Annotated in this window: 12 protein-coding genes; 6 read left to right on the top strand and 6 right to left on the bottom strand. The window is 49.3% G+C overall.

The genetic code is table 11. The features are described 5' to 3' along the window. Window positions 1-88 precede the first annotated feature (88 nt). Window positions 89-4,201, bottom strand: a complete 4,113-nt coding sequence (locus tag MYF79_RS21830; protein WP_247809960.1) for a carbohydrate-binding protein — start codon at window positions 4,199-4,201, stop codon at window positions 89-91. Window positions 4,202-4,717: 516 nt separating this feature from the next. Then, window positions 4,718-5,632, bottom strand: a complete 915-nt coding sequence (locus MYF79_RS21825; RefSeq protein ID WP_247809959.1) for a glycosyltransferase family 8 protein — start codon at window positions 5,630-5,632, stop codon at window positions 4,718-4,720. 863 nt (window positions 5,633-6,495) lie between these two features. Between MYF79_RS21825 and MYF79_RS21820 the strand changes: the two genes are divergently transcribed. Then, complete coding sequence (locus MYF79_RS21820) at window positions 6,496-8,883, top strand: ABC transporter permease (RefSeq protein ID WP_247809958.1); 2,388 nt, start codon at window positions 6,496-6,498, stop codon at window positions 8,881-8,883. Between the two features lie 366 nt (window positions 8,884-9,249). Here the strand turns inward: MYF79_RS21820 and MYF79_RS21815 are convergent, their stop codons facing one another. Next, window positions 9,250-11,709 (bottom strand): ABC transporter permease, encoded by a 2,460-nt coding sequence (locus MYF79_RS21815; RefSeq protein ID WP_247809957.1) that lies wholly within the window; start codon window positions 11,707-11,709, stop codon window positions 9,250-9,252. 277 nt (window positions 11,710-11,986) lie between these two features. Between MYF79_RS21815 and MYF79_RS21810 the strand changes: the two genes are divergently transcribed. Continuing rightward, the gene (locus MYF79_RS21810; protein ID WP_247809956.1) at window positions 11,987-14,290 is read left to right on the top strand and encodes a DUF4157 domain-containing protein; all 2,304 of its coding nucleotides are present in this window, start codon (window positions 11,987-11,989) and stop codon (window positions 14,288-14,290) included. A 99-nt stretch (window positions 14,291-14,389) separates the two neighbouring features. Here MYF79_RS21810 and MYF79_RS21805 read toward each other — a convergent pair whose 3' ends face one another. After that, the gene (locus tag MYF79_RS21805) at window positions 14,390-17,680 is read right to left on the bottom strand and encodes a hypothetical protein (RefSeq protein ID WP_247809955.1); all 3,291 of its coding nucleotides are present in this window, start codon (window positions 17,678-17,680) and stop codon (window positions 14,390-14,392) included. An 815-nt stretch (window positions 17,681-18,495) separates the two neighbouring features. Between MYF79_RS21805 and MYF79_RS21800 the strand changes: the two genes are divergently transcribed. Next, window positions 18,496-19,707 carry a BamA/TamA family outer membrane protein gene (locus tag MYF79_RS21800; RefSeq protein ID WP_247809954.1) on the top strand — a complete coding sequence of 404 codons (1,212 nt, stop codon included), beginning with the start codon at window positions 18,496-18,498 and terminating at the stop codon, window positions 19,705-19,707. Window positions 19,708-19,977: 270 nt separating this feature from the next. Next, window positions 19,978-20,679: a dipeptidase PepE gene (gene pepE / locus MYF79_RS21795; protein ID WP_247809953.1), complete on the top strand. Its 702-nt coding sequence runs from the start codon at window positions 19,978-19,980 to the stop codon at window positions 20,677-20,679. Window positions 20,680-20,764: 85 nt separating this feature from the next. Here pepE and MYF79_RS21790 read toward each other — a convergent pair whose 3' ends face one another. Then, a complete protein-coding gene (locus MYF79_RS21790) occupies window positions 20,765-21,688 on the bottom strand; it encodes an NADP-dependent oxidoreductase (RefSeq protein ID WP_247809952.1) in 924 nt (307 codons plus the stop codon). A gap of 208 nt (window positions 21,689-21,896) precedes the next feature. Then, a complete protein-coding gene (locus tag MYF79_RS21785) occupies window positions 21,897-22,712 on the bottom strand; it encodes a helix-turn-helix transcriptional regulator (protein WP_247809951.1) in 816 nt (271 codons plus the stop codon). A gap of 120 nt (window positions 22,713-22,832) precedes the next feature. On the opposite strand from MYF79_RS21785, the gene MYF79_RS21780 reads away from it, so the two are divergent. Both MYF79_RS21780 and MYF79_RS21775 read left to right on the top strand, forming a co-directional pair. After that, the gene (locus tag MYF79_RS21780) at window positions 22,833-23,204 is read left to right on the top strand and encodes a hypothetical protein (RefSeq protein WP_247809950.1); all 372 of its coding nucleotides are present in this window, start codon (window positions 22,833-22,835) and stop codon (window positions 23,202-23,204) included. Between the two features lie 177 nt (window positions 23,205-23,381). Beyond that, window positions 23,382-24,752 carry a 3' terminal RNA ribose 2'-O-methyltransferase Hen1 gene (locus MYF79_RS21775; protein ID WP_247809949.1) on the top strand — a complete coding sequence of 457 codons (1,371 nt, stop codon included), beginning with the start codon at window positions 23,382-23,384 and terminating at the stop codon, window positions 24,750-24,752. The last annotated feature ends 28 nt before the right edge of the window (window positions 24,753-24,780 follow it).

Raw genomic sequence — 24,780 nt, 5'->3', positions numbered from 1 at the left:
ATGGCGGTGTTTGCTAGAAATAGTAAACGCAAAGTAGCGCCGGTTTCAGTATGGGATGTCGGTCGGCGCCTCTCTATAGAGATGTGCCTTACTGAACAATGATCTTTCTCGCTTCACTGTTGCCTTTCTGATCGATCACTTCCAGTATGTAATAACCGGCGGGCAACTTGTTCTGTAGTGGCAGCGGATAGGTGCTGTTTCCTTTGCCAACACCGATTGTTGTAGTGACTACAGGCTGGTGCAGAGAGTTGAACAGCACAACGCGGTATTTGCCTGCTGTGTGGTTCGCCAGTTGGAGGTTCAGCTGGTTGCCGGTTACTGGGTTCGGATAAACTACGATGTCGGCAGTGTTGTTCGCTGGTTTCGTTATAGTGCCGATAGTCGTAGTGGCGGTGGTACCGGTAGTCGTAGTGGCAGTGGTGGCAATAATGCTGGTGGTACTGGTACGGGTCAGCGTAAGGTAGTCAATATTGAAGCCGTCTGTTTCCATCATGATGCGCAGTGTTTTGATGCCGGTGGTGAGGGCCGGTGTGGTGACAGCCAGTGTCTGGTAGGTTTGCCAGCCGCCCGTGTTGGGAATGTTGATGGTGCCTGAGATATTAACACCGTCCAGTTCTACATGTAATCGTCTGCTGCCATAAGGCGAGGCAATGCGGGCCTGTAGCGTGTAGGTGCCCGGCGTGGTGATGTTCACTGTGTAGTTCAGCCATTCGCCTGCAGCAATGTAACCTACGTCATAGCCGCCGTCAGCGCAGGCTTCCACGTCAACGCCTTCTGATCTGTATAGGCCGCCGTTGTTTGCCGGGTCTGCGTCGGAGTAAGCGATGGCTTGTCCGCCGTTGTCGAAGTTCTCGGCTTCTATCTTGCCGGGAATGGCTGCTGGTGTACCACTATAGGCGTTGTTGGGTGCTTTAACGGTGTCAATGCAGCTGGCGGTTTTATTGCCGTCTACCGTAGTGACAGTGATCGTAACGATGCCGGCTGCTATGGCTGTTACTTTACCACTGGTATCCACAGTTGCGATGGCAGGGTTGGAGGATGTCCAGGTCTTTGCTTGGTTGGTCGCTTTTGCAGGCAGGATAGCAGCGGTTAGTTGCTGGGTGTTACCAATGTTGAGCGTGCCTGATGATGGTGTTACGCTTACGCTGGCCACATTCACACGGCCAAATACATAGAACTCGTGGATGGACCAGTAGTTGCCCTTGGAGCCTGTCTGTACAATGCGGATGTAACGGCCCACTTTTTCGGGGAAGGTGATGAGTGTCATTCCTTCAGGGCCGGCGCCTGAAGCGATTGGGCTACCCCAGTTAACGCCGTCGATAGAGATATAAGCGCTGTAACCGGCGGGAGAGTCGAAGGGACTGTCGGTAGCATCAAGTACGATCCGGTTGATGGTATTGACTGTTTTCATGTCGACTGTGAAGGTTTGTCCGCTTACCTGGCTGCCCTGGGTATCCCAACGTGTTGTGGCGTTGCTGTCAAGCGCATTCCTGGCGTTGTTGGTGTTTACAGAAGCGGAGGCTGTCCAGCCTTGCCTGTCCATCGCGCCAGCTACCGAAACTGCCCAGATGTTACCCAGGTTATTTTTCCACAGGACGGCTTTATAAGCGTCGATGTTGGAACTGTCGATGATGGAAGATTGTGCAGAGAATGCAGGTTCTGCACCAGCATTCAGCAAAGTCCCTACGGGCCAGATAGTGGAGTTATGCAGGCTCAGTGACCCACCGCGGATGACGCCCCAGTGCTGGAAGCCCGGTTCTGCGAAATTGGCCGACTGCATGTTGATCGTACCGCCGGTTGTGACGATAGACCTGGCTGGATTACCCCAGTAGTCGGAGTTGAACAGGTTGATCTGACCAGTGAAGGTGCTGGTAGTATTGAGATAGCTGGTAGAAGTGTCCTGGTTGTTGTTCAGGGCTACGATCTGACTGTTGATGAAGTCAAAGCCGCCGGCACCCAGCTTTTCGAAGCTGATCGCATTTTTTGTTCCGTCCAGTCCGAGGCCCATACTGATGCCTGAGGCGCCACTGCCTTCATTGGCGAGGATCAGTCCATGATGTGCGCCATATACGAAATCGTTGTACAATATTTCGTTTTGTGCATTGCCCAGGATGATGAAATCCATATTGTTTAATTGGTAGGCGTAAATGGCTGAGTTATCGCCCTGAGGTGAGTTGGGCCAGCTGCCGAATTTTGATTCCGCACCGGCAGCATAGGCGATGGTATTGAACTGGGTGTTGGAGATTTGTCCGCCGCTGGTGCCGCCGCCCACTTTAACGGCGTTGTGGAATACGTGCCCGGCCAGCCAGTCAACATAGTGGTTGTTACACTGGTAGGTGAACATATCTATACCGTTATACACGGCGCGGAGGCCTACATTGATGATATAGACATCGCTGCCTGTTACCTGTATCGTGTAAGGATATGCAGGGAAATTAGGCGCCAGTGAAGCCATTTGTTCCGGGTAGTTGATAGTGATGCCCTGCAGACCACTACCGGCAGATAGTTTGATGAAAGGCGTACCATTAGGATTGCCTTTATCAGCGTATGGTTCCAGCACGGCGCCGGGACCAGTAGGTGTAGTGCTGTTGTCGGCTGCGCCTTTGAGCTCTACGTTGCCTGGTACTGTCAGGTGACCAGTCACTTTATATTTCCCCGGCGGGAGGAACACGATACCGCCGCCGTCTGTACCGGCTTTGGTCAGCGCATTCTGGATAGCGGTGGTATTGTCTGTCACGCCATCAGGTTTGGCATTGAAAGGTGCTGCTGTGGCCAGGTAGAGTACCTGCCTGGACGGTTTATGCGTGGTTTGTGTGATGGTAGGAAAGGGCGGCAGTTTCTTTAGTGTCAGCGGCGTATGGTCTATGGCGTTGGTATAGAGTGAGTTGTTTTCGATACTTACACCATTTTTGAAACGGTTGCCGGTGATGATACCTCTTGCGTTAGCGCCCAGTACTATCTGCGGAGCTTTGTTATTGAAGTCGCAGTCAGACGCGGCGAAGGTGCCGCCACCGATGGTCACGTTACCGCCGGTAATGGTACACTGTTGCAGCATGATCCTGGCTACGCAGGTGGGATCAGCGGTAATGGCATCAATGGATCCTCCGAGAGTACAGGTATGCAGCTGTAAGGCGCCATTAGTGGAAGAACCTCCGCCGATGGCCAGACCAGTGGCACAGTTAACCGTCGTGCAACGGGCAAACATGATACCTACATTGCTGACCACTTCTGCATAGATACCAGTTTTACAATTAGTAAAGGTCATCGCGTAGTTCTGTCCGTTAGGAATAGCCGGGGCGCTGGGAATAGAAGTAACAGCATGGAAGCCGATAGCATATCCTTCAACATCTACGAACGCGGTGTATGACCAGTCGTTCCTGCGCATCACGATACCGGTGCCATTCTGATAGATCCAGTTCGCGTAGGAGCTGCCGGCAGCGGGAGCATTCGGCAGTCCGGAGCCAGCCCAGTAAGCGGGAGAGAAGTTGACATTTTCAATCCTTCCCACGTCAACGATATTGTCTATCTCCACACCTCTGGACAAGGGTGTACCATATACGCCGTTGATCACCGGGCAGGTACCGCCATTCGTTCTTGAAAACAGGATACCGGTATAGGCGTTGACGAAAGTAAGATTCCTGGCATTGCAGAATTCATTACCAAAGTAATTCGGTGCTCCGAAAACGATGGCCGGTGGATAGGGTGTGATATTATCCGGCAGTTGTTCCGGGTACCAGATGGCCAGGTCGCGAACGGCGGCGGAGGTCTGCATGGTAATGAAAGGAGTGGCATTCTCGTCGCCACGGCCGGCGTAAGCCATCAGGACGGTACCGTTGATGGGCTGGCCTTTGACAGGTTTCTGCCATTCACCGCGCAGGGTGATGCCCTTCGGAATGAGCAGGTTACCACGGATAAGGTATTTGCCGGCAGGCACATACAAGGTACCGCCACCTAAGGCGCCTAAAGCATTCAGGCGGTCCTGGAAGATGCTGGTAACATCTGTCACACCATCGCCGCTGGCACCATAGTCGGCAACGGAGTAGGTGATAACAAATGCGTCGGTAGTAGGGTATGTGGGTTGGGCCAGTCTCCAGTTCTGGGAGAAAGCGGGTGTACCAATCATACCTGTCGTGATAATGGAGAGGACAACGGCGAGGAGGAACGTCATTCTCCTGCGTGTCGTAGCACGGGCTGTGATCATATGGTTTTTATTTAAGGGAATTGGAATGCAAGGTTTTTCGATAGGTACATGTTGGCACAGTACAGTAAAATGGTTTTCTGAAGGATGTTTTGTAATGGATCAACGCGGCAGCAGGTTTTCAAAATTCGGCCTACCGTATTGTGGTGCGAATATAATGTATAAAATCGAATATGATCGATATACTAAGATCAGGAAGACGATGAACAGCGCGTAGGAATTATTTTAAAAAGGAGTAGCATTGCAATGAGAAAATGAGTTAACGGTATCGCCCCATGCCGATTATCGTAAGCCTGGATGTAATGATGGCGAAAAAGAAGATGTCATTGAGTGAGCTGGCCAGAGAAAGGAGCTCTTACACTGGCCAATCTTTTGAGACTTAAGACAGGGAAGGGCGAAGTCGGTGAGATTCTGCACGCTGGAGATTATCCGTGAGGTGTTGGCCTTGTCGGCGGGAGATTAAAACATTGCATTAAGCAGAGCGGCCTGATACTTGAATAAGTATCAGGCCGCTCTGTTTTATTTAGTTGCGGTTGCGACAGCAGGTGCTTTCGCGCCGCGGAATCTTTTCAGATAGTGTTTACCCAGTGATCTTCTGATCTTCCACGTGCGGTGTAATTTCGCAAACGTGAATTTTTTGTATTGTGCATCCCAGAAGTTGGTATCATAGTCTGCCCAGATGCTGTAGCCGGAGTGGATCGTCTTTCCGAGGAGATCCCATGGTTTTGGCGCTCCTGCGAAATGGAAGATCACATTGTCCAGTTGTGCTGGTGGCTGTTGTTCCGGCGTCCAGATATTGTTAAAGCGGCCTTCGAAGTAATGGAATTTACCGCCACAGAGACCGTTGAGGATGGTCTGGTCGTGTGATGGGAATTCCTGTGGGAATTGCTCGAAGAGTGTGGCTATTTTCTGATCAATATGTTGTTCTTTCCATACCTTCAGATTGAACAACAGTACGCCTGCATTGAAGCAGCGCTGTTCTCCGTCAACGCCCATTTTTTCCATCAGGAATCTTCCATCCAATGCGTTCTTAAACGGTCCTCTTGGCGCAGCAGCCAGGAAGTGGTCATTGAATGTGATATCCTGCAGGGAGAGAATGTCCAGCAGAATAAGCAGATCGGCGTCGAGGTAGAGTGCATAGTCTGCATTGATCACTTCAGGGATGAGGAACTTACCGTATGTGGTCCAGTTACCATGCAAAGAATTGAGGTGACCGAATCTCTTAGGGGCGTCGAAATCATGGAACTCCGTTTTACCAAGGTATTGTTCTTCCTGCAGGAGTCGTAGGATGTTATTTTTATGTTTAGGGGCAACATCTGAACAGATAAAGTGAAGTGTCAATTTTTCTGTGTCCCCGCAATTTCTCACGAGTGATGTGAGAGTAGTACCCAATCCTTCGAATGCAAGAAGGTCGATTACAAATGCAATATGCATGTTGAATTAGGTTGTAAATGAATAAAGATGGTGTTCTTAATATGGTATTGCCTTATAATTTAACAAATTATATACTGTAGAAGTATATAGTTATAATGCTACAAATATATAACTGAAATTTGTAATTCCTATATCCGGGCGATAATTCTTGTAAGTGATAGTGTCAGCTAACGGTTGATGGCATTAAGTTAGTGATTATGGCTGCAGTGGGATTGCAGGCGGTGGTTTTTGTAAGTGATTGATTGTGATGTGGTTGGGTGTGCGCGGCCCGGTTTCGTAGTCGTCCAATTGTGGAAGGGATGAGAAGTGTGGGGTTGGACTTACGCGATCCGGTTTGGGTGGGACCACTGGCTTAGTTCTTTGAAGTATCCTTACTGTGGAACGCTTTGGGGCAAATGGGTTGTTGGATATCGATTAAACTCCTGGTGGGTCGGTCAACATACTTCAAACAACTTAGGCCAGTGATCTCCACCCAAACCGTTCGCTGTCGTAGTCGTTCAATTGTTGGATAAGAGAGGGCGGACGTATGCAAGACGACTTTACATAGGTATAGATACATACTGTTTAATGCAACACGTGGATGGTTATATATAAGAGCTTAGATGTTTTGTGGGAAATGAAGTGCATGTGTATGTGTTCGTGTTCGTATATGTACACATGCTGGTTTAGCAGGAGAGAATACGATGTACGTACTATACCACCTAACGCCGGGAATTACAAGGTCAGAATAATCCGGGAACGGACATTATAGTGTTTCGAAACCGGACAACAGGAGAAGTGATGATGGGATAAGTAATTGATAATCACAGATGCCTTGAATTGGCATACTTTCGGTGCGCAGTGACCGTACAACCCGTACCACTATGATCAGAAACCATTTTAGAATTGCCTGGCGCAATACATTGAAGAGCAAAGGGTATTCCCTTATTAATATTGGCGGACTTGCAATGGGCATGGCAGTGGCCATGTTGATCGGTCTGTGGATCTGGGATGAACTATCCTTTGATAAGTATAACAAAAACTATGACCGCATCGCCCAGCTAATGCAAACGCAGGACTTTGGCGGACACCTGGATACCTGGCAGACGATGCCTTACCCGGTAGGTGATGCGCTGCGGGAAAGGTATGGAAGTGATTTCAGGCAGGTGGTAATGTCGTCCTGGGATTTTTACAGGGTGCTTTCCGTAGGCGATAAAAAGCTGCGGAAGATCGGGAAATTCATGGAACCTAATGGCCCGGCATTGATGGATGTTCAAATGCTAAGCGGTTCACGGGACGCGTTGAAAGACCCATCTGCTATTTTGTTGTCTGCCTCTACGGCTGCTGCATATTTTGGGAAGGAAGATCCTATGGGTAAAACCATACGGGTGGATAACAAAGAGAACCTGGTCGTAAGGGGGATATACAAAGATCTGCCTTTCAATTCCAGTTTTAGCAAGGTCGGTTTTATTGCTCCCTGGAGTGTCTATATCAGGAATAATCAACCGGGTCTGCTGGACAATAAAGACAACTGGGGGCTTAATGCGTTCCTGGTATATGTAGAGCTGGCGGATAATGTTAGTATGTCCGCTGCGTCAGCGAAGATCGCGAAGTTAAGAGCGGATCATCTCAGTGAAGAGGATAAGCGTTTTAATCCCGTTATTTTCCTGCATCCAATGAGTAAATGGCATTTGCATGAGGAATTTAAAAATGGTATTAACACAGGCGGACGTATACAGTTTGTCTGGTTGTTTGGTATCATTGGCATGTTTGTATTGTTGTTAGCCTGTATCAATTTCATGAACCTGAGTACTGCACGTTCTGAGAAACGTGCGCGGGAAGTTGGGATCCGTAAATCTATCGGCTCGCTGCGTTCACAGCTGATAGGTCAGTTCTTCAGCGAATCTTTCCTCGTAGTGCTGCTGGCGTTTGTCTTATGTGTGGCTATCACCCAGTTAACGCTTCCCTTTTTCAATACTGTGGCCGATAAGAAGATATCTATTCCCTGGGGCAATCCTGTTTTCTGGTTGGCTGGTATTGTAATCACTTTGCTGACAGGATTGGTAGCTGGTAGTTACCCGGCTTTCTACCTTTCCTCGTTTCAGCCTGTGAAGGTGCTGAAGGGTACTTTTCGTGTGGGGAGGCATGCTGCTTTGCCCCGCAAGATACTGGTGGTGATGCAGTTCTCCGTTTCACTGGTACTGATCATTGGGACAATTGTCGTATTCCGGCAGGTACAGTTTGCCAGGACACGTCCGGTGGGATATTCCCGTGAGGGCCTGGTCATCATGGAGCTGAATGTACCGGACATTCATGATCATTTTGACGCGGTACGCAGTGAGCTGATAAATAGCGGGGCAATTGTTGAGATGTCAGAAGCAAGCACGCCGACAACGAATGTCTGGCAGACGAATGGAGATATTTCCTGGAAGGGGAAAGATCCTACGCTCACGATAGATATGCCGACTGTTGCGGTGTCGTCCGGATACGGTAAGGCCGTAGGCTGGCAGTTCAAGGCAGGCCGCGACTTTTCGCGGGACTATTCCTCAGATTCTTCGGGTTTCGTAGTAAATGAGGCGGCGGTAAAATTTATGGGATTAAAAGATCCTGTGGGAGAGATCCTGCAGTGGGGAGACAGATCATTTACTATCATTGGTGTTGTTAAAGATATGATCATGGAATCGCCGTATCAGCCGGTACGGCCGGCTGTCTTTTATATGAACAGCGATAATATGGGGCTCATGCTGATACGTATTCATCCAAAACTGGATGCACAGACGGCCCTTTCGAAGATTGAATCAGTGTTTAAGCGGTATAGTCCTGAGCAACCGTTCGACTACCGGTTTGTTGATGTGGAATATGCGAAGAAGTTTGGGACGGAAGTCAGGGTAGGGAAGCTGACGGCGTTCTTTTCAGTACTGGCAATCTTTATTAGCTGCCTCGGATTGTTTGGCATGGCATCGTTTATGGCAGAGCGACGGACCAAGGAGATCGGCGTGAGAAAGGTGTTGGGGGCCTCGGTATTCAATTTATGGACAATGTTGTCAAAAGACTTTGTAAAATTGGTTGGAGTGGCCTTTTTGATTGCAGGACCGGTGGGGTATTATTTTATGAATGAATGGCTGGCGGGGTATCAATATAGAGCGGAGCTGTCGTGGTGGGTGTTTGTAGTGGCGGGAGCAGGCGCCCTGGTATTGACGCTGGTGACGGTGAGTTTTCAGAGTGTGAAGGCGGCGTTGATGAATCCTGTGAAGAGTCTTAAGGCTGAATAAGTTTTTGAGAGCCGCATCTTTTGGATGCGGTTTTTTTTTGTCATCTCCACCCAAACCGTTCGCTGTTATAGTCGTCCAATTGATGGAAGGGATGAAGAGGCGGACGCATGCATTGCTTTCTCGTGATAAGGACGACGAAAAATATATTGTAGGGAAAGCGTAAGTAGCACCGGTTTCAGATGGGAATGGCGGGCCTTCGGCTCTCCGGCGATACGACAGGTGCCGACCAATCTATATTCAAAACCATATTCGATTGATAAAGCCAAATAGCATTCCGGAGAGGCGCCGACCGCCATCCCATACTGAAACCGGGCTACTTTGCGTGAATAATCAACTGACAATATTTAATAATGCGGATTTCATCGTTTACTCCGACTTCAATGATTGTACAGGATTCACCAATGCTGCTCTTAATGATTGATAGGACACTGTCAGCAACGCGATAACAACTGCTATGAAACCGGCAAGGATGAAAACCCACCATTCAATCGGGATGTGAAAGGCAAAGTTTTCCAGCCAGCGATCCATGGCATACCAGGCAAGGGGAGTGGCAATAATGATGGCCAGTAAGACCAGTTTCAGGAAGTCTTGTGATAGTAGCATCACCAGGTTGCTAATGCTGGCACCCAGTACTTTCCGGACGCCTATCTCCTTTGTGCGCTGCTCTGCCATGAAGGCTGAGAGACCAAGGAGCCCCAGGCAGGCAACAATGATGGCAAGGACGGCAAAGCTGGTGAAGATCTGGCCGGTCCGCTGCACGTCGGTGTACATGCGGGCAAAGCGTTGGTCAAGGAAGGAGTATCTGATTGGTTGATGAGGTGAAAAGTCTTTCCAGAGGGTAGTTATGGATCCGATGAGATCGTGCATGTCTGCAGCACTTGCTTTGACAGATATAATAGAAGAACTGTTACCTATTGTAAGACAAAGTGGCCTGATACTATTTCTGAGAGACTCAAAGTGGAAATCCTCAACAACGCCAATGATCGTCCAGGCAGAGCCAGTGTTGCTGATACGCTTGCCTATAGGGTCCTTTAACCCCAGTTGTTTCGCCATGGTCTGGTTGATGATCACGGCCTGTGAGTCAGTACGCATATCGATCGAGAAGTCCCTTCCTTTCACAATGTTCATGCTCAGGGTCTTAATATAATCATGATCAACCACCCATAACTGACCGGAGATGGGAGCGTCTTCATGAGATGTCCCTTCAATTGACAAGATGTTGTCGTTCCGTTTGGTACCTGTTACCGGCAGGTAGTCGCTGACACTGGCGCTTTTAACTCCAGGTAGCTTCGAGAGTGCGTCTTTAAATGCGGGAACCCTGTTTCCCAGTGTGTTCGTGCCCTGTATGAGTAGTACATGGTCTTTCTCAAAACCGATCTTCTTGTCGAGAATGTATCTCATCTGACGATAGATGGTGAAGGTACCGATGATCAGTGCGATGGAAGTGGTAAACTGGAAGACGACCAATGCGCTGCGCATATTGGAACGTCGGTGTCCCTGGTTGATCTTGCCTTTCAGTGCATGGATGGGCTGAAAGGAAGATAAATATAAAGAAGGGTACAGACCGGCCAGTACGCCAATAATTGTTGTTGATACGATCAACAGGGGAGCGAGCCACCAGGCGCTCCAGGGCATACTTAATGATTTGCCGGAAAGCGAATTAAAATAAGGTAAGAGTATCCAGGCCAGTACCAGTCCCAGTAGCAGGGAGAGAAAGCTGAACAGGATGGACTCACTCAGAAATTGTTTGACAAGACTGGCCCGGTCGGACCCCACGGCTTTTCTGAGCCCTACTTCTTTGGCCCTGCTGGCAGAGCGGGCCGTGGAGAGATTGACAAAATTAATGCCTGCTATGATGAGGATAAAGCCCGCAATAGCCCCGAAAAGCCATACCAGGCGGATATCACCGTGGCTTAGCCGATCGTCTATTTTGTCAGATCTCAGATGAATGTCTTTTAGTGGCTGTATTGAAAAGTGGACTTTCTTTACAATGTCAATAATCCTTTTATCACCCGTCTTCGCTGCGTTTGCAATGATATACCTGTCTTTAAATGCTGCCAGTTTTGACTGGAATTTTATGATGTCAGTTCCCGGGCGTAATAATATATAAGTCTGATAATTGTTGGCCAGCCAATATGTTTGTTCGCCAGGCCAGAGTTCTATTCCTTTCAACGTAAGCAGGAAATCGAACTGCAGGTGGGAGGTGACGGGAAGGTCTTCTATCACGCCTCCTATCCGGTAAGGTTTGCCGGTGTTATCGTTTACGATAAGTGTTTTGCCAACCGGGTTCTGATGGGGGAAATACTTATCTGCTTTACTCTTTGTTATCACAATGGTATTGGGTTCGCTCAGGGCATGAGCAGCATCACCATACACAAAAGGTATCTGCAATATATCAAGCAGCTCCTGGTCGGCAAACAGGACGCCTTCTTCATAAGTGTTTTCCTGTTTATCTGAGGGCCTTATCTGGCAACTGCCGGCCCCAAAAAGCTCTCCATCCAGGAAACGGCCTGTCTGTTCTACCTCAGGGAGATCAGCCTTTAAAGCGTTTGCAAAGGGAGCAGGGAAATAGGTGCCTGTGCTGTTAGGATTGCCCCAGTCTATTACTGCCCTGCAGATACGTGAAGCGTTGGGATAATGCTGGTCATAGCTAAGCTCCTGCCGGATATATAATGCGATCAGCAGACAGGCGGCTATGCCAAGGGAAAATCCTCCTATCTTAATGGCAGAATACATTTTTTGCTTGGCCATATTCCGCCAGGCAATCTTGAAGTGGGTGCTGAACATACTTAGCAGTTTCTTCTCCTGGCACAAGAATGTTGCCACTCCTCCAAATCATTGTTTATGGCCATCTTGCGCATTTTCCGGATGCCGGCGGTTGTCCGGATCTGGACAATCTTTGTCGGGAAGCGGACAATCGGTGACTGCAATCACTGGCTTTTAGACATAGGTTAGCCCTATCTCGTGGCTACAGGCTGTTCTTTTCAGTCAATACATGCTGCTTTTTTTATTGATTGTCAACAGCGAAATTCGTGCCGTGACATTTCGTGCTGTGACATAAGATAAGTTTGCGTAAATTAGTATGGCACGAATACATGATCCTATGCCCCACGAACGTAAGGATACCCATCACACAACTGCTATTGCTCCCGCAGCTAATAACCGGTTATCAGCAGGTATAGGAAGGCCCGCCGTCGTTCCTGCGCAAAAAAGACAAAAACCGGAAGATGGAATGAATGAACAGGAAGATCTTATTTCCCCGGGCGGAGATGCTGCTATTCAGATGAAAGGGGAGATGGTACCGGTTTTAAATAACGGCGGCAGGAGACAGGGAGATGGTGAAACTGTTCCCTTTCAATTGAAGCCGAACAATACAGGCTTGCCTGATAATCTGAAGAGTAGTATAGAGGGCCTCTCAGGTATCTCCATGGATGATGTGCGTGTTCACTATAATTCTTCGAGGCCAGCCCAATTGCAGGCACTGGCATTTGCCCAGGGAGCGGATATACATGTCGCTCCCGGGCAGGAAAGACATCTGCCACATGAGGCATGGCATGTGGTGCAGCAGAAGCAGGGTAGAGTGCATCCTACGATACAGATGAAGGACAGCCTGAATGTGAATGATGATGAAGGATTGGAAAGAGAAGCTGATATCATGGGGAGTAAAGCACTAACTGGCGGTGATGCATATCGTTTTGATGCATATACAGGTAGCGGACATATTGGGAATGGATATACCGGCAATTACCCCGGGCCGCCCTTGCAACGGAAAGCCGCTGGTGGTGTGATACAACTGTTGCCCGCAACAAAGGTGGCCTTCGGAATGACAAGAGCGGGAGCTTTTGAAACGCCGGAAAAAATGGATGCCGATCCGCTAAGCCAGGCGCCTGGCAACACAACAGGATCCCCGGTACAAGACGGTAAGCAGGGTAGATTAATAAGCCTTTTACAAAGGGAAAGACCGGGCGCTTATGCTGCCAGCCATTTGCTTAATGAGGAATTCCACGGACCGGGAGATCACAGGAATCTTGTACCGCTCTCTTATGCCACCAATAACCTGATGGCCAATACCATTGAACAATATGTCCGGTCTTACTGGCGACAGAATGAGGTGGTTGCGTACCAGGTAAGGGTTAATTATGGCATCACCGGAAGAACCACCATACCGGAGGAAAATTGCGTACCGGAATCACTGGATTTCAGGCTGATACCCCAGGAGGAAAGAACACCCGGACAATGGTCCGATAAACGGGGTTTTCCGCCACTTGTCCTGAATATCAAGCATGAACTTCCGGCTGATGTAGCACCCCACGGCAGATCAGCCAGTGATAGAGCGGTGAAGGGCGCAAAGAAACAGCAGAATATCAGCCTTCTTTCCTTTCTGCCGTCTTCATCCGGAAGAGGAGTGCTGGACGAGTCAAAAGACGAGGCAAAGGATGATGCAATTATAGTACCGCCTGATCTGATGAAGGAGTTTGAACGGAAATCAATGTATGAGTCACTTATTGGTAAGAAGGGCTGGCTTGACATATATTGGGCGCAAAACCGTTCACATTATAAAAATGAAGAACAGCTTTTGGCTCAGGTATCCGGCGAGCTGAAACACAAAGACCTGAAGCAGGGAACGATATCACTGGATGTTGCAATAAGGATTGTAATGGGGCAGAAAATAGAAATGATCGGCGATGTTAAGGACCGGAATGTGGACAGTATGTTGGAGAAATATGTGGAAGATATGCTGGAGCGTTATACAGACGGTGTTCCTGAGAAGATAATGGAATCAATAATATTGGACGTAAAGGGACTTATCATGGATCACCGCGCCATCACAGAAAGAGAAGACCTGGAGAGCGAGTTGTTAAGGGAAATGGAAGCGGAACATTATGGGCCGGGTGCTGTTGACGGATCTGTGGGAAGTAGCGGTGGCCAGCCTGTTGGTGTTCCGGTGGATGGCCCCGGGACTGCTGTGAAAGGTATGGATCTGGAGGACGATAGTGAAAAGCCCCAGGCAAAACCTAAAGAAAAAAGAATACAGTACAGCTTTACTTACCAGCGCTCGTTCTTCCGGCCAACAGATAAAGACCGGCTTACAAATGCAAATATATATAAGCTGAAGACTGCTATCGATGCCGGTGTAAATGGAGAAAATGCAGCGTCCATATACGAAATGATAAAAATAGTTCATGCCGGCCTTACTGAATGTACTGCTGAAGCGGAACCTGGTACTCCCAGCCCTTTTGATCAGGGACATCCCCCGTCTTATTCAAGACAATATTATGAAGCAGTGATGCTTGTCTGGACAGAAGGGTTCAGCGCAATCTCCAACGCAGAACAATTGCCTGGGTTCAGCGGCCATCTTAAAAGCCGGATAGCACAGGTAGCCGCTAAGGCAGGCAGATTATTCTGATAGCGATATTCAATATCGGTATTCAACATTCAGAATGGAGCGTTCCGCATTCAGTAATCGGTATGCAGTATTCTGTATCTGGTATTCAGTATTCGTATATCACTTCGCCTTAAACTGAAATGTTCCCCACAGGTCAGGTGACAACATTGCCTCTGAAGGTACATCCGCAGTAATGCCCGTCGCTTTGTTGCTCCAGTAAAGGCGGGAAGTGGTCTCGCCATCATTGCCCCGTAAAACGCCTATATCCCCTTTTATTTTAAGCCCGTCTGTTGGTTGGATACCCAATGCCGACAATGGTATGGAAAGCTCGTAATTGCCCTCAGAAGTGGCAAACTGGAGCTGTCCGCTAATGTTGTCGACCCTGTCGAAGGTGATAGTCCTTGAAGGGGAGGAGAATGGCACTTTATCGTCTGTACGGGTACCCGGTACTACGGCGCGATAGAGTAATGCCTGCGGCTTACCGTTAATGACGCTGATCAGCAGGCGGCAATCGCCGGCAATAGGTGTACGGCGATTGGGATCGGCCTTGGCATTGGTGCTGCCGATCATGATATCGAGCGCACCGCCGGTTTTAAAGGGGGCCTGGGGCATTTCGCCGGAGTTGTCTGCCAGGTGCGGATTGCCGGTACGGAAAGCTGCATACAATCTTCCGCCGGAAACAACGAGCGCCCCGGTTACATCGTAGGGTTGTGCGCTGGAATTGAAATACCCTTTAACGCCTCTTTTGTCAATGTCTGCCCAGGCGGCGGATGACCAGTCGTTCAGCTTACCGTCTATGACTGGTTTTTGAGAAAGGATGTTCACCTGTAGCGTTTTGGGGCCTGTGGCCAGCTGGCGGGCCGCCTGTGTGGCTGCTATGGCAGAAAGGCTTCTGTTGAGCGAGGACTGATTGACAGTGATGGTCATGTCGGGCAGGCGGCTGATGTTGTCCATGCCGTCCAGTCTTACGATGGCGCTGCGTGCACCGTCTACCAGGTATACCTTACCATCGGGTGTGGCAGTGATGCTGGGCCAGAAGTTCTCTTCGCCGAGGGTGATGCTGTCGAGCGACATGTTCCTTTGTGCAGAAGGCATGCGCCAGATCCTGCCGCTTCTCATGTTCTGAAAGAGCGATGCGACGAATAGACCATCTGCAGTAAAAATATAGACGTTACCGTGATTGCCGTTAACAGCCCACAGCGGACCGGCATCTGAGCCTTTAACACTGAAGAAGCCGCCCAGCAGCCGGGTGGTACCGGTGAGTTGTCCGGCAAGGTCTGCAACAGGCGCATTATGCGATGCATGCAATCCCGGCCAGAGATTTGGGTAACTCCATACGGGTGTTCCGTTCTTCGTACCGCTGACAGAGAGGGCTGAGAATGGTTGCACGCCTAAGGTGAGCACACTCCAGTCATCGGCGCCCTGGAGCAGCTGATCGCCACCTGAAGAAGCAGGCGATTGTACGCCCTGGGCGAGTATTTTTCCCTTGGTGATATCATAGAGCGGTAAACCCTGTCTGGTAGTGCCGGTTACGGCGAAGCGGAGGGCCTTATCGTTGACCCTGGCGACACAGAAAGACAGGTCAGGCATGATGGTAACACCACCTGTTGTGCCCTGCTGGTATTTTACTTCGCCGGGTTGTACGCGGCTGTCGCCGTTCTGGTCCTGCCATATGAAGAAAGCCTGGCTGGAGCCTCCTTTCGCGTTTAGGTTGACTCCTTTGGGCCAGGAGGCACTGAAGGCATCACCTTTCAGTACGTCCCATTGTGCTGCCTGTCCCATCGCTGCCACAGGGTACGCAATACCATCCCGCCTGGTGAAGAGGAAGGCGACAGGAGCGCCACTGGTAGGATTGCTGTTGTAGCAGTTGGTGAAGTATTGTTGCCCGTTATAATAGAGGGGTGTTTCCGGCGCTGCGCTGCGGGATGCCAGTGGCAGATCGTCAGCGTCGGGCCGGTAGTAGACCTGTTTTAATGCAGATGTACCCGTTTGCCAGTTGAGAGAGAATTCCATCGCACCATGAGCGTCGTCGGCGTAATAGAAGCGCGATTTATCCTGCGGATCGAGGGTACCGCCGCCGCCGTATTTCGGAGGACCGTAATAAGCGCGCAGCAGTTTACCATCCAGTGACCATACGCTGACCCTTTTGGGCAGGTAATCGGATTCTGTGACCCAGAGTTGCTGGTTGGCGTCGATAGTGATGCCGGCGGGGTTGTTCATGTGCTCCGGATTATACGGACCGGCAGCAGGGGCGCCTGGACTCCCGATCTGCCGGAGGTATTTACCTGCGGGAGAGAATATTTTCACCGTGTGACTTTTGCCACGATCGCTGATATAGATATTGCCGGTTTTGTCGAGCGTCAGCGCGTAGGGCGCATCCAGGCCATTGTCAATGAGTTTGTCAGATCTGTTACTGCGGAGGGAGCCGGTGAAACGCAGCAGATCATTCCCCGAAAGCAATAGCAAACGTCCTGTTGCATCATAGCACATGCCTGCAGGCGCCGGGATCTGTATGCTGTCGGTCACCCTGCCCTGGCTTACATCGATCACTAAAATACGGTTCCTGTTACGGAGGCTGACCAGCAGGATGCCATTGCTGACTGCTATGCCGGAGATGGCTTCCTGTACGTCATCCAATGCAATGGCGCCGAGAGAATACTTGAGGATCTGTTTTACATCGTAGTCGTTCTTTTTATTAGCGCTCAGTGCATTGAGCCGGAGTTCTGCAATGCCTGACTGTTTATTGGTTTCCCATGCGGAAGCTACATAGAGATCCGTGCCTGGAATGGCTTTCGGTCCCTTATCCATCGCCATGAAAGGAGCCGCTGTCCAGACACCGCCTACCCAGGTACGGCCTCCCCGTTTGCGGCCGTTCATGTCCACCCAGGCCATACCATCAGGACCCTCAGTGATGTAACACCCCAACAGTACTGCAGGCTGGCCGGTAGGAGAAGCCTCTCCGGGAACGAATAAAGCCGCCTGCGGAGGTGTATGATTAGCCAGCCAGGCGCCGGTATGATCTTCTGTTCTCCAGGGCGGAGTGCCGGTTGAGTAAGTGGTCATTTCGTAGTGGGCATTGATAGCGCCTCTAACCAGTCCGCGGACCTTATATTGTCCCGGCGTAACCAACTTGCCTGGAACATTGTAAACGCCATGTCTTGCTGCGTCAGCATCTCTTCCCAGATCGTCCAGACCATCCCATTGTACCGTGTTCTTTCCGGCGGGAAACCATGTTTCGGATACCAGGTTACGAACGCGTATACCTTCACTGTTTTCGACAACCAGGGTAACGTAACCGGCTTGTTTTAAAGTAAATTGAATGGGAATGGCGGTGGGGGATTGCTGAGCGGAGATGTTGTGGATTACTGATAAAAGTAGCAGTGCAATAAACAGCAGGTGTTTCTTTGACATGGCTGGCATGGATTAGCATTATGGTGGTGTAAGGCAAAGATAATGCCGGGGATGTGCAGATGCAATCCTTTTTATTCATGCGAAGTCACTTTGCTTAGTATGAGAGGTCGGCTCTCTGCGGGCTTGTAGTTATTCACGCAAAGTAGCTCGGTTTCAGTATGGGATGTCGGTCGGCGCCTCTCTGAATGTCGATTGAGCGTTGTCAGGCGAATGGGGGTTGGATATGAATTTAGCAGCACCGGTCGTGTCACCGGAGAGCCGAAGGCCCGCCATTCCCATCTGAAACCGGTGCTACTTATGCTCTCCCTACTGGTTAGATATTGGGTGCTGCTGTCAATGACAACATTTGGTGTCGATGCAGTCCTATACAGGTGGTCATTTCTTCATCAGGTGATACTTTACGTTAAAGGAAACATAGCAGAGATATCGTTAGACCGAAGTAGAAAAGAAGCTGCTATTATGCAAAGTCACCGTGCATACGTCCGCCTCTCTCTTTCCTCTCTCTTTAATTGGACGACAATGACGGCGGACGGTTTGAGGTGGAGATCACTGGCCTAAGTTTATTTGAAGTATGTTGACCGACCCACCAGGGGTTTAATTAATATTCCAAAGCCCATCCGCCTTCCCAAAGTTCGATATTAAGGAATACTTCAAAGAACTAAGCCAGTGATCCCACCTCGAACCGGATCGCGGATAGGGTCCAATCCGCCCAAAACATCCGCCCCAAAAGTCAAAGCGGCCGTGCCAACTTAGGGGTATATCTACTGGCATAATATTAGACTAATACTAAGTATTGAAATAGATAGCCGACGCTGATGAAGAAAGTTACCCTGATAGTAGCACTGTTTTTAGCCCTTCCCTGCTGCCTGATCGCGCAGCGCAGGGATGATGATCCGGATGAGGATACTGTGCCCCGGAGGGACGTAATCGACCTGTTAAAGGGTGCCATCCATTATAAGCCGAAGCCGCCCAAAAGAGTGGGCAGGCGGAGGATCTATTATTCATTGCTGCCGGCGCCATCTTCCATACCCGGTGGCGGTGTAGCGCTGCTCACCTCTACGAATGCGGCTTTTTATATGGGGCCGCGAAGGACAACCAACCTGTCAAACGTGTCATTTACGCCGTCTTTTTCCTTTAAAGGACGCTTTTCCTTCGCCCTGCGGTCCAATATATGGCTGGAGGGCAATATGTACAATATGGTGGGGGATATGCGCTTCGTAATCAATCCACAGTATACCTGGGGAATGGGGAATGGCGTACCCGACGAGCAAAGGCAGTTACTGGGGAACAATTATTTCCGCTTTTATGAGACCTTTTACCGGAAAGTAAGACCCAAATGGCTGGTGGGAGTGGGGTATCATCTGGACTGGCATTCCAATATCGGTATCAGGGATAATGACAGTCTGCCGCTATCTAAATTCGTGAGCTACAAATATGGAACGGATCGCAGTCAGACAGTGTCTTCGGGGATCTCTCTTAACCTGTTGAAGGACTCCAGGCAGAACTCCATTAACCCGCAGGCCGGGCATTATTTTAACGCTGTTTTCAGGATCAATCCCACCTTCCTGGGTAGTAATGATAACTGGGAATCTTTGTACCTGGATTACAGGAAATATGTTCACTTCGGTGATGAAAGGCAGCAGAATGTACTGGCTTTCTGGGGATTTTATTGGACAACGCTGAGCGGTAAGACGCCCTACCTTGATTTGCCAAGCATTGGCTGGGACCCGAATACGCGGAGCGGCAGGGGAATAGACCAGAATCGCTTCAGGGGAAAAGGGCTGATAGACCTGGAAGTAGAGTACAGGCGGGATATCACAAAAAACGGCTTACTGGGCTTTGTTGTATTTGCGAATGCGAACACCGTAACAAAACCGGATACGTACAGTTTTACAGGATTGCACCCCGCTACAGGACTTGGTTTACGTGTGAAGTTCAATAAGAAATCAGGAACCAATATAGCGTTTGATTACGGCATAAGTAAGTATGGCAGTACGTTTAATATAAACCTGGGAGAAGCATTCTAAAAAGCTGCCGTACTGCGCAGGAACGGTCATTTTCTGTTTGAAGCATTTAAGGACGCTGTTGAAGAACCGATTCAGTAACTGACGCCCTCCGTAATGTAAATGGTATCGGCTGCATGGATACTAACAGCTCTGGCATGTGCATCTTTGGGCAGATACTGATACCTCCTGTCAACGATCAGTACAGACGGTGGTCAGAACGCTTCGTACGGACCCAAATAAAAGTGTAAGCGGTAGCCGATGGTTATCGCTTATCTCTTTATATTGCAGGCTATGAAAAATGTTGTTTTAGCCAGTACATCTACATTGCATGGGGATACCTACCTGTCTTACCTGTTGCCGGTGATCAGGGAGCTTTTTGCCGGCATTCCTGAAGTGATCTTTATTCCGTATGCCCGTCCCGGAGGTATTTCCCATGATGAGTATACAGAAAAGGTAGCAGCGGTGTTTGCCACGGCCGGATTGCAGGTGCGGGGATTGCATACTTTTGATGATCCGGCGGAAGCTATCAGGAATGGAGCTGGCTTTTTTACAGGAGGCGGGAATACTTTCCTCCTGGTAAAACAACTGCACGAACAGGAATTAATGGATGTGCTGCGCTGGGAAGTAGAGAAAGGAAAACCTTACCTGGGCACAAGCGCCGGCAGTAATATAGGCGGTGTGAATATGCAGACAACGAATGATATGCCCATCGTGTATCCGCCCAGCTTTCAGACAATGGGGCTGGTACCTTTTAACCTGAACCCGCATTATCTCGATCCTATACCTGATCTGCCACATATGGGCGAAACCAGGGAAACGAGGATAAGGGAATTCCAGGAACAACAGGACCTGACAGTGGTAGGACTACGTGAAGGCAGCTGGATCAGGGTGAAAGGCGCGAAGATCACGCTGGAAGGAACTGTGCCGGCAAGGATCTTCCAGAGAGGGAAAGCGGCATATGAACTGGAGGTAGGTGAGGAGATTATTTTTTGAGTATAAGCGGCATATTTATCAATATTCCTGATATGGATTTTTCCAGCGCCTGTTTTTACTTTTGAGTAGTCCTCCTGGTAAAGCGTTATTCTTCATGGATCTTTAGTACGATCTTTCCCCGCACGTGTCCATCCTGTACGATCTGCTGTGCTTCCGCCGCTTGTTCCAGTGATAACACTTGGGCAATGACGGGCTTTACTTTTCCTTCGTCCACCAGTTTGGCAATAGCGGCCAGGTCCTCCGGCCTGGTCTGCGTATACATGCCTGTGAGGCGAACGCCTTTTTCCTCAAAAATGTCTTTGTTTTCCGGCTTCAGGGTAGTGACAAGTATGCCTCCGGGCATAATGAATTTAAGTGAGCGTTGTTGTGTATCGCCGCCAATCGTATCGATTACGAGATTAACGCTGGTGATAGTATCTTCATAACCAGGTGTATGATAATCTATCACTTCATCTGCACCTAATCCTTTTAAAAATGCATGATTCTTTTCTGATGCCGTAGCCATTACGTAAGCTCCTTTCCATTTGGCAAACTGTACGGCAAATGTGCCTACGCCGCCGGAGGCGCCATGTATCAATACTTTCTGACCCGCCTCCAGTTGTCCGTGTTCAAACAGGCATTGCCAGGCGGTCAAACCTGCCAGGGGAATAGCTGCGGCAGTTATGTGATCGACCGAAGCAGGCTTATGGGCAAGCTCATTTGCCCTCACAGCAACATATTCAGCATAAGATCCGTCGCGCTTTACATCTGGCCTGGTATAGACAGCATCTCCCTTCCTGAAGTTGCGGACATTTGCGCCGGTTTCTTCAATGACGCCGGAGAGGTCCCATCCGGGAATAAAGGGGAGCGGATGTTCCGATTTTCCTTCTCTTATTTTCCAGTCCACCGGATTTACACCACTCGCATAAACCCTTACCAGGGCTTCGTCTGCATTGATCCGTGGAACGGGAACCTCTTCCATCTGTAATACTTCCGGTCCGCCGAAAGAATGGATTTCAATTGCTTTCATATCCTGATTTTTTTAGGAAACTATTAAATAAGTGTAGGAAAGAGGCCGTAAAAACTATGCCATGGATAAGACGGATACAGGTGGGTACTGCCTGATAGGATAAGCCTGGTGTTTTGCGGAAATGGCTGCTTCAGGGCATCCTGGTATGGTTCTCCCGGGTGGCGAATGCGAATATTGTCAGGCGTATGAGAAATATAAGGACCGGAACTTATTTCGTGAGAATAGATAAGTTTTCGATGAGCTCTTTGGATCTTTTCTGAAACTGGAAAGGGGAGTAGCCTGCAAATTCCTTGAAGGCCCTGATGAAGTGCGATTGATCTGCATATTCATTTTCAAAAGCGATATCAGAGAGTTTATTGTAATCGCTTTGCCTGAGCAGCTGCATGGATGCCTGGAAACGCGAAATGCGGGTGTACAGTTTCGGTGTAATGCCGATATGCTGTTTGAACCGGCGTTCAAAACTTCTTTCTGATAACTGTAGCTCTTCTCTCAGTTCTTTGACCGAGATATTACCGTTTGCTTTTTTTATCCGATCCAGTACATGTTGCATCGCCTTGTCGGCATATTGATCATTCCTGTTGATCTGTGCCAGCAGGTAAGTGCAGAGCGTATCTATCCGGGCTTGTGGGGAAGAGAGATCGGCTAGTTGCTGGGACAGCCGATAGCCTTGTTCTCCCGCCATCAGATCGAGATCGAGGCAGGTATCTGTGAGTTCATCGGCATTCAGTCCGAAGATGGTCTTTAGTGCATGCGGATAAAAGAAGATACCGATGGTGTTAAATTTGCCGCTTATCCGCAGCTCGGCATGGGTGGTGGCTTGTCCGTAGAGAATTGTGCCGGGTAATTGTTTATTGTTCTGAAATAAAATGCCTTTATCGGGATGCTGGAAAATAAGTCCCGGGCAGCCGTCGGCAATAGTCCTGAACGACGCAGCAGAGACATTTGTATCATGGCTTTCCAATACCCAGAAAAACCGGATGTAATCTTTCATGTATTCCGGCGGGGGTATTTGTTTGAATTGCATACCCGTTGAGTTTTCAATTTAAAGGTACTACGTATTGACAGATCTGCAAGAACTAATGCAGGGTGAACTTATCATGCGGCGGGGTTTTTGTTTACCGGGGATTGTTTATAAATTGGCTGCATGGAATTACAGGTCTTAAAAACATTATTGGTAAGGTTCCTGCAGGGAGACCTGCTTACGCAGCAGGAGGGGGAGCAATTACTGGAAGGACTGGAACGGCTGATAGAACAACAGGAGCAGCATCTGTTGGTGGGAACAAAGTATCGTATTGAAGAAGAGAAAGTATTGTCGGAATATGATCTCAATGAAGTGTACTGGGAGGTGCTGATGTATTATGGGCATCATGAAGACGATCATGATCATGATCATGATCACGAAACATCCGATGATGGGAAACCCGGTTTTCTGCATAAGTGGGGATGGTTGCATGCGTTGCTGACAGGACTGGTGGCGGCACTGGCGTATGCGCTGATACGGAGGTATCATTTGTGATGTGGTCTGACAGTTGGATAGATTGGATGAATGCCGGGTATAATTGCGTGTTGTTCCGGTACGACATGACGTGAGAGAGGACGTCATTGGGGATAAAATTTTAAACGTTTTTCATACCTGCGCAAAAAGAGTTCGCACACTGCGCTGACCTTTGCCCTGTCAATTTTTTAATAAAGCATGTTACTGACTATTACGACGAGGCATACACCCGCTACTGACCTGGGATATTTGTTGCATAAGCATCCTGCCAAGGTGCAGGAGGTGGAATTCGGCAAGGGTAAAGCGCATATTTTCTACCCGGTGGCCAATGAGGATGAGTGTACCTGTGCCCTGCTACTGGATATTGATCCTGTAGGACTGGTGCGGAACAATGGTAACCAGTTTGCGCTGGAACAATATGTAAATGACAGGCCCTATGTGGCTTCTTCCCTTATGAGCACTGCTATTGTGAAGGCATTCAGTTCGGCGATAAACGGCAAGTGTAAAGACAAGCCTGAACTGGTGGATATGCCCCTGCCATTGGAAGTGAACCTGTCCGTACTGCCTGTTAGCGGCGGGGAGACCGTGTTACACCGGATGTTCGATCCGCTGGGATATATCGTCACGGCTACGCAGCATCCGCTGGATACACAGTTCCCCGGGTGGGGCAACAGCCGCTACTTTGCGGTTACGCTGAGGCAGACCATCACCCTGAAAGTTCTATTGTCACATCTTTTTATACTGATCCCTGTGCTGGATAATGACAAGCATTACTGGGTGAACAGGGAGGAGATTGAGAAGTTGCTGGCGAAAGGGAAGGGATGGCTGGAAACGCATCCTGAAAGGGAGCTGATCACACGGCGTTACCTGCGTCATCAGTCTTCACTGGCAGATGATGCACTGGCTGTGCTGATGAAGGATGACATGCCGGAAGAATTACTGAAGGCGGATGTTGTGGCAGTGAAACCTAAACAGGGATTGCATGAAACCCGTTTGCAGCAGGTCTGCGAGGAGTTGCTGAGTACTCCTGTAAAATCTGTGGTAGACCTGGGGTGCGGGGAGGGAAAACTGCTGAAGCTTTTATTGCCGCATCAGCAGCTGACACATATAACGGGAATGGATGTAGCTTCCCAGCGGCTGGAAATAGCTTACCGGCGGTTGAAAATTGATCGTCTGCCTGATAATCAGCGGAAAAGGATACGGCTGATACAGGGTTCCCTTACTTACCGCGACAGAAGGATTGAAGGATTTGAGGCGGCGGCACTGGTAGAGGTGATCGAACACCTTGATCCGGACCGGCTGAAGGCATTGGAGAAATGTGTATTTGCTTATGCGAGGCCGGCAAAGGTGGTGGTTACCACACCTAACAAGGAATGGAATGTCACCTTTACGGAAGATGCAACGCAGATGCGGCATAGTGATCACCGGTTTGAATGGACGCGTGCCGAGTTTCAGCAATGGTGTGAGATGGTTGGTAATGCCTACGGATATACATATGTTATCAAGCCCCTGGGAGATGAAGTGGAGGAAATAGGAGCGCCCACCCAGATGGCAGTATTTACAAGATAGGGCGCAGTTTATTAATCGGATTATATTA

The sequence above is a fragment of the Chitinophaga filiformis genome, assembly GCF_023100805.1.
Taxonomy (GTDB): Bacteria; Bacteroidota; Bacteroidia; order Chitinophagales; family Chitinophagaceae; genus Chitinophaga; species Chitinophaga filiformis_B.
This window is presented reverse-complemented; position numbering and strand designations above follow the sequence as displayed.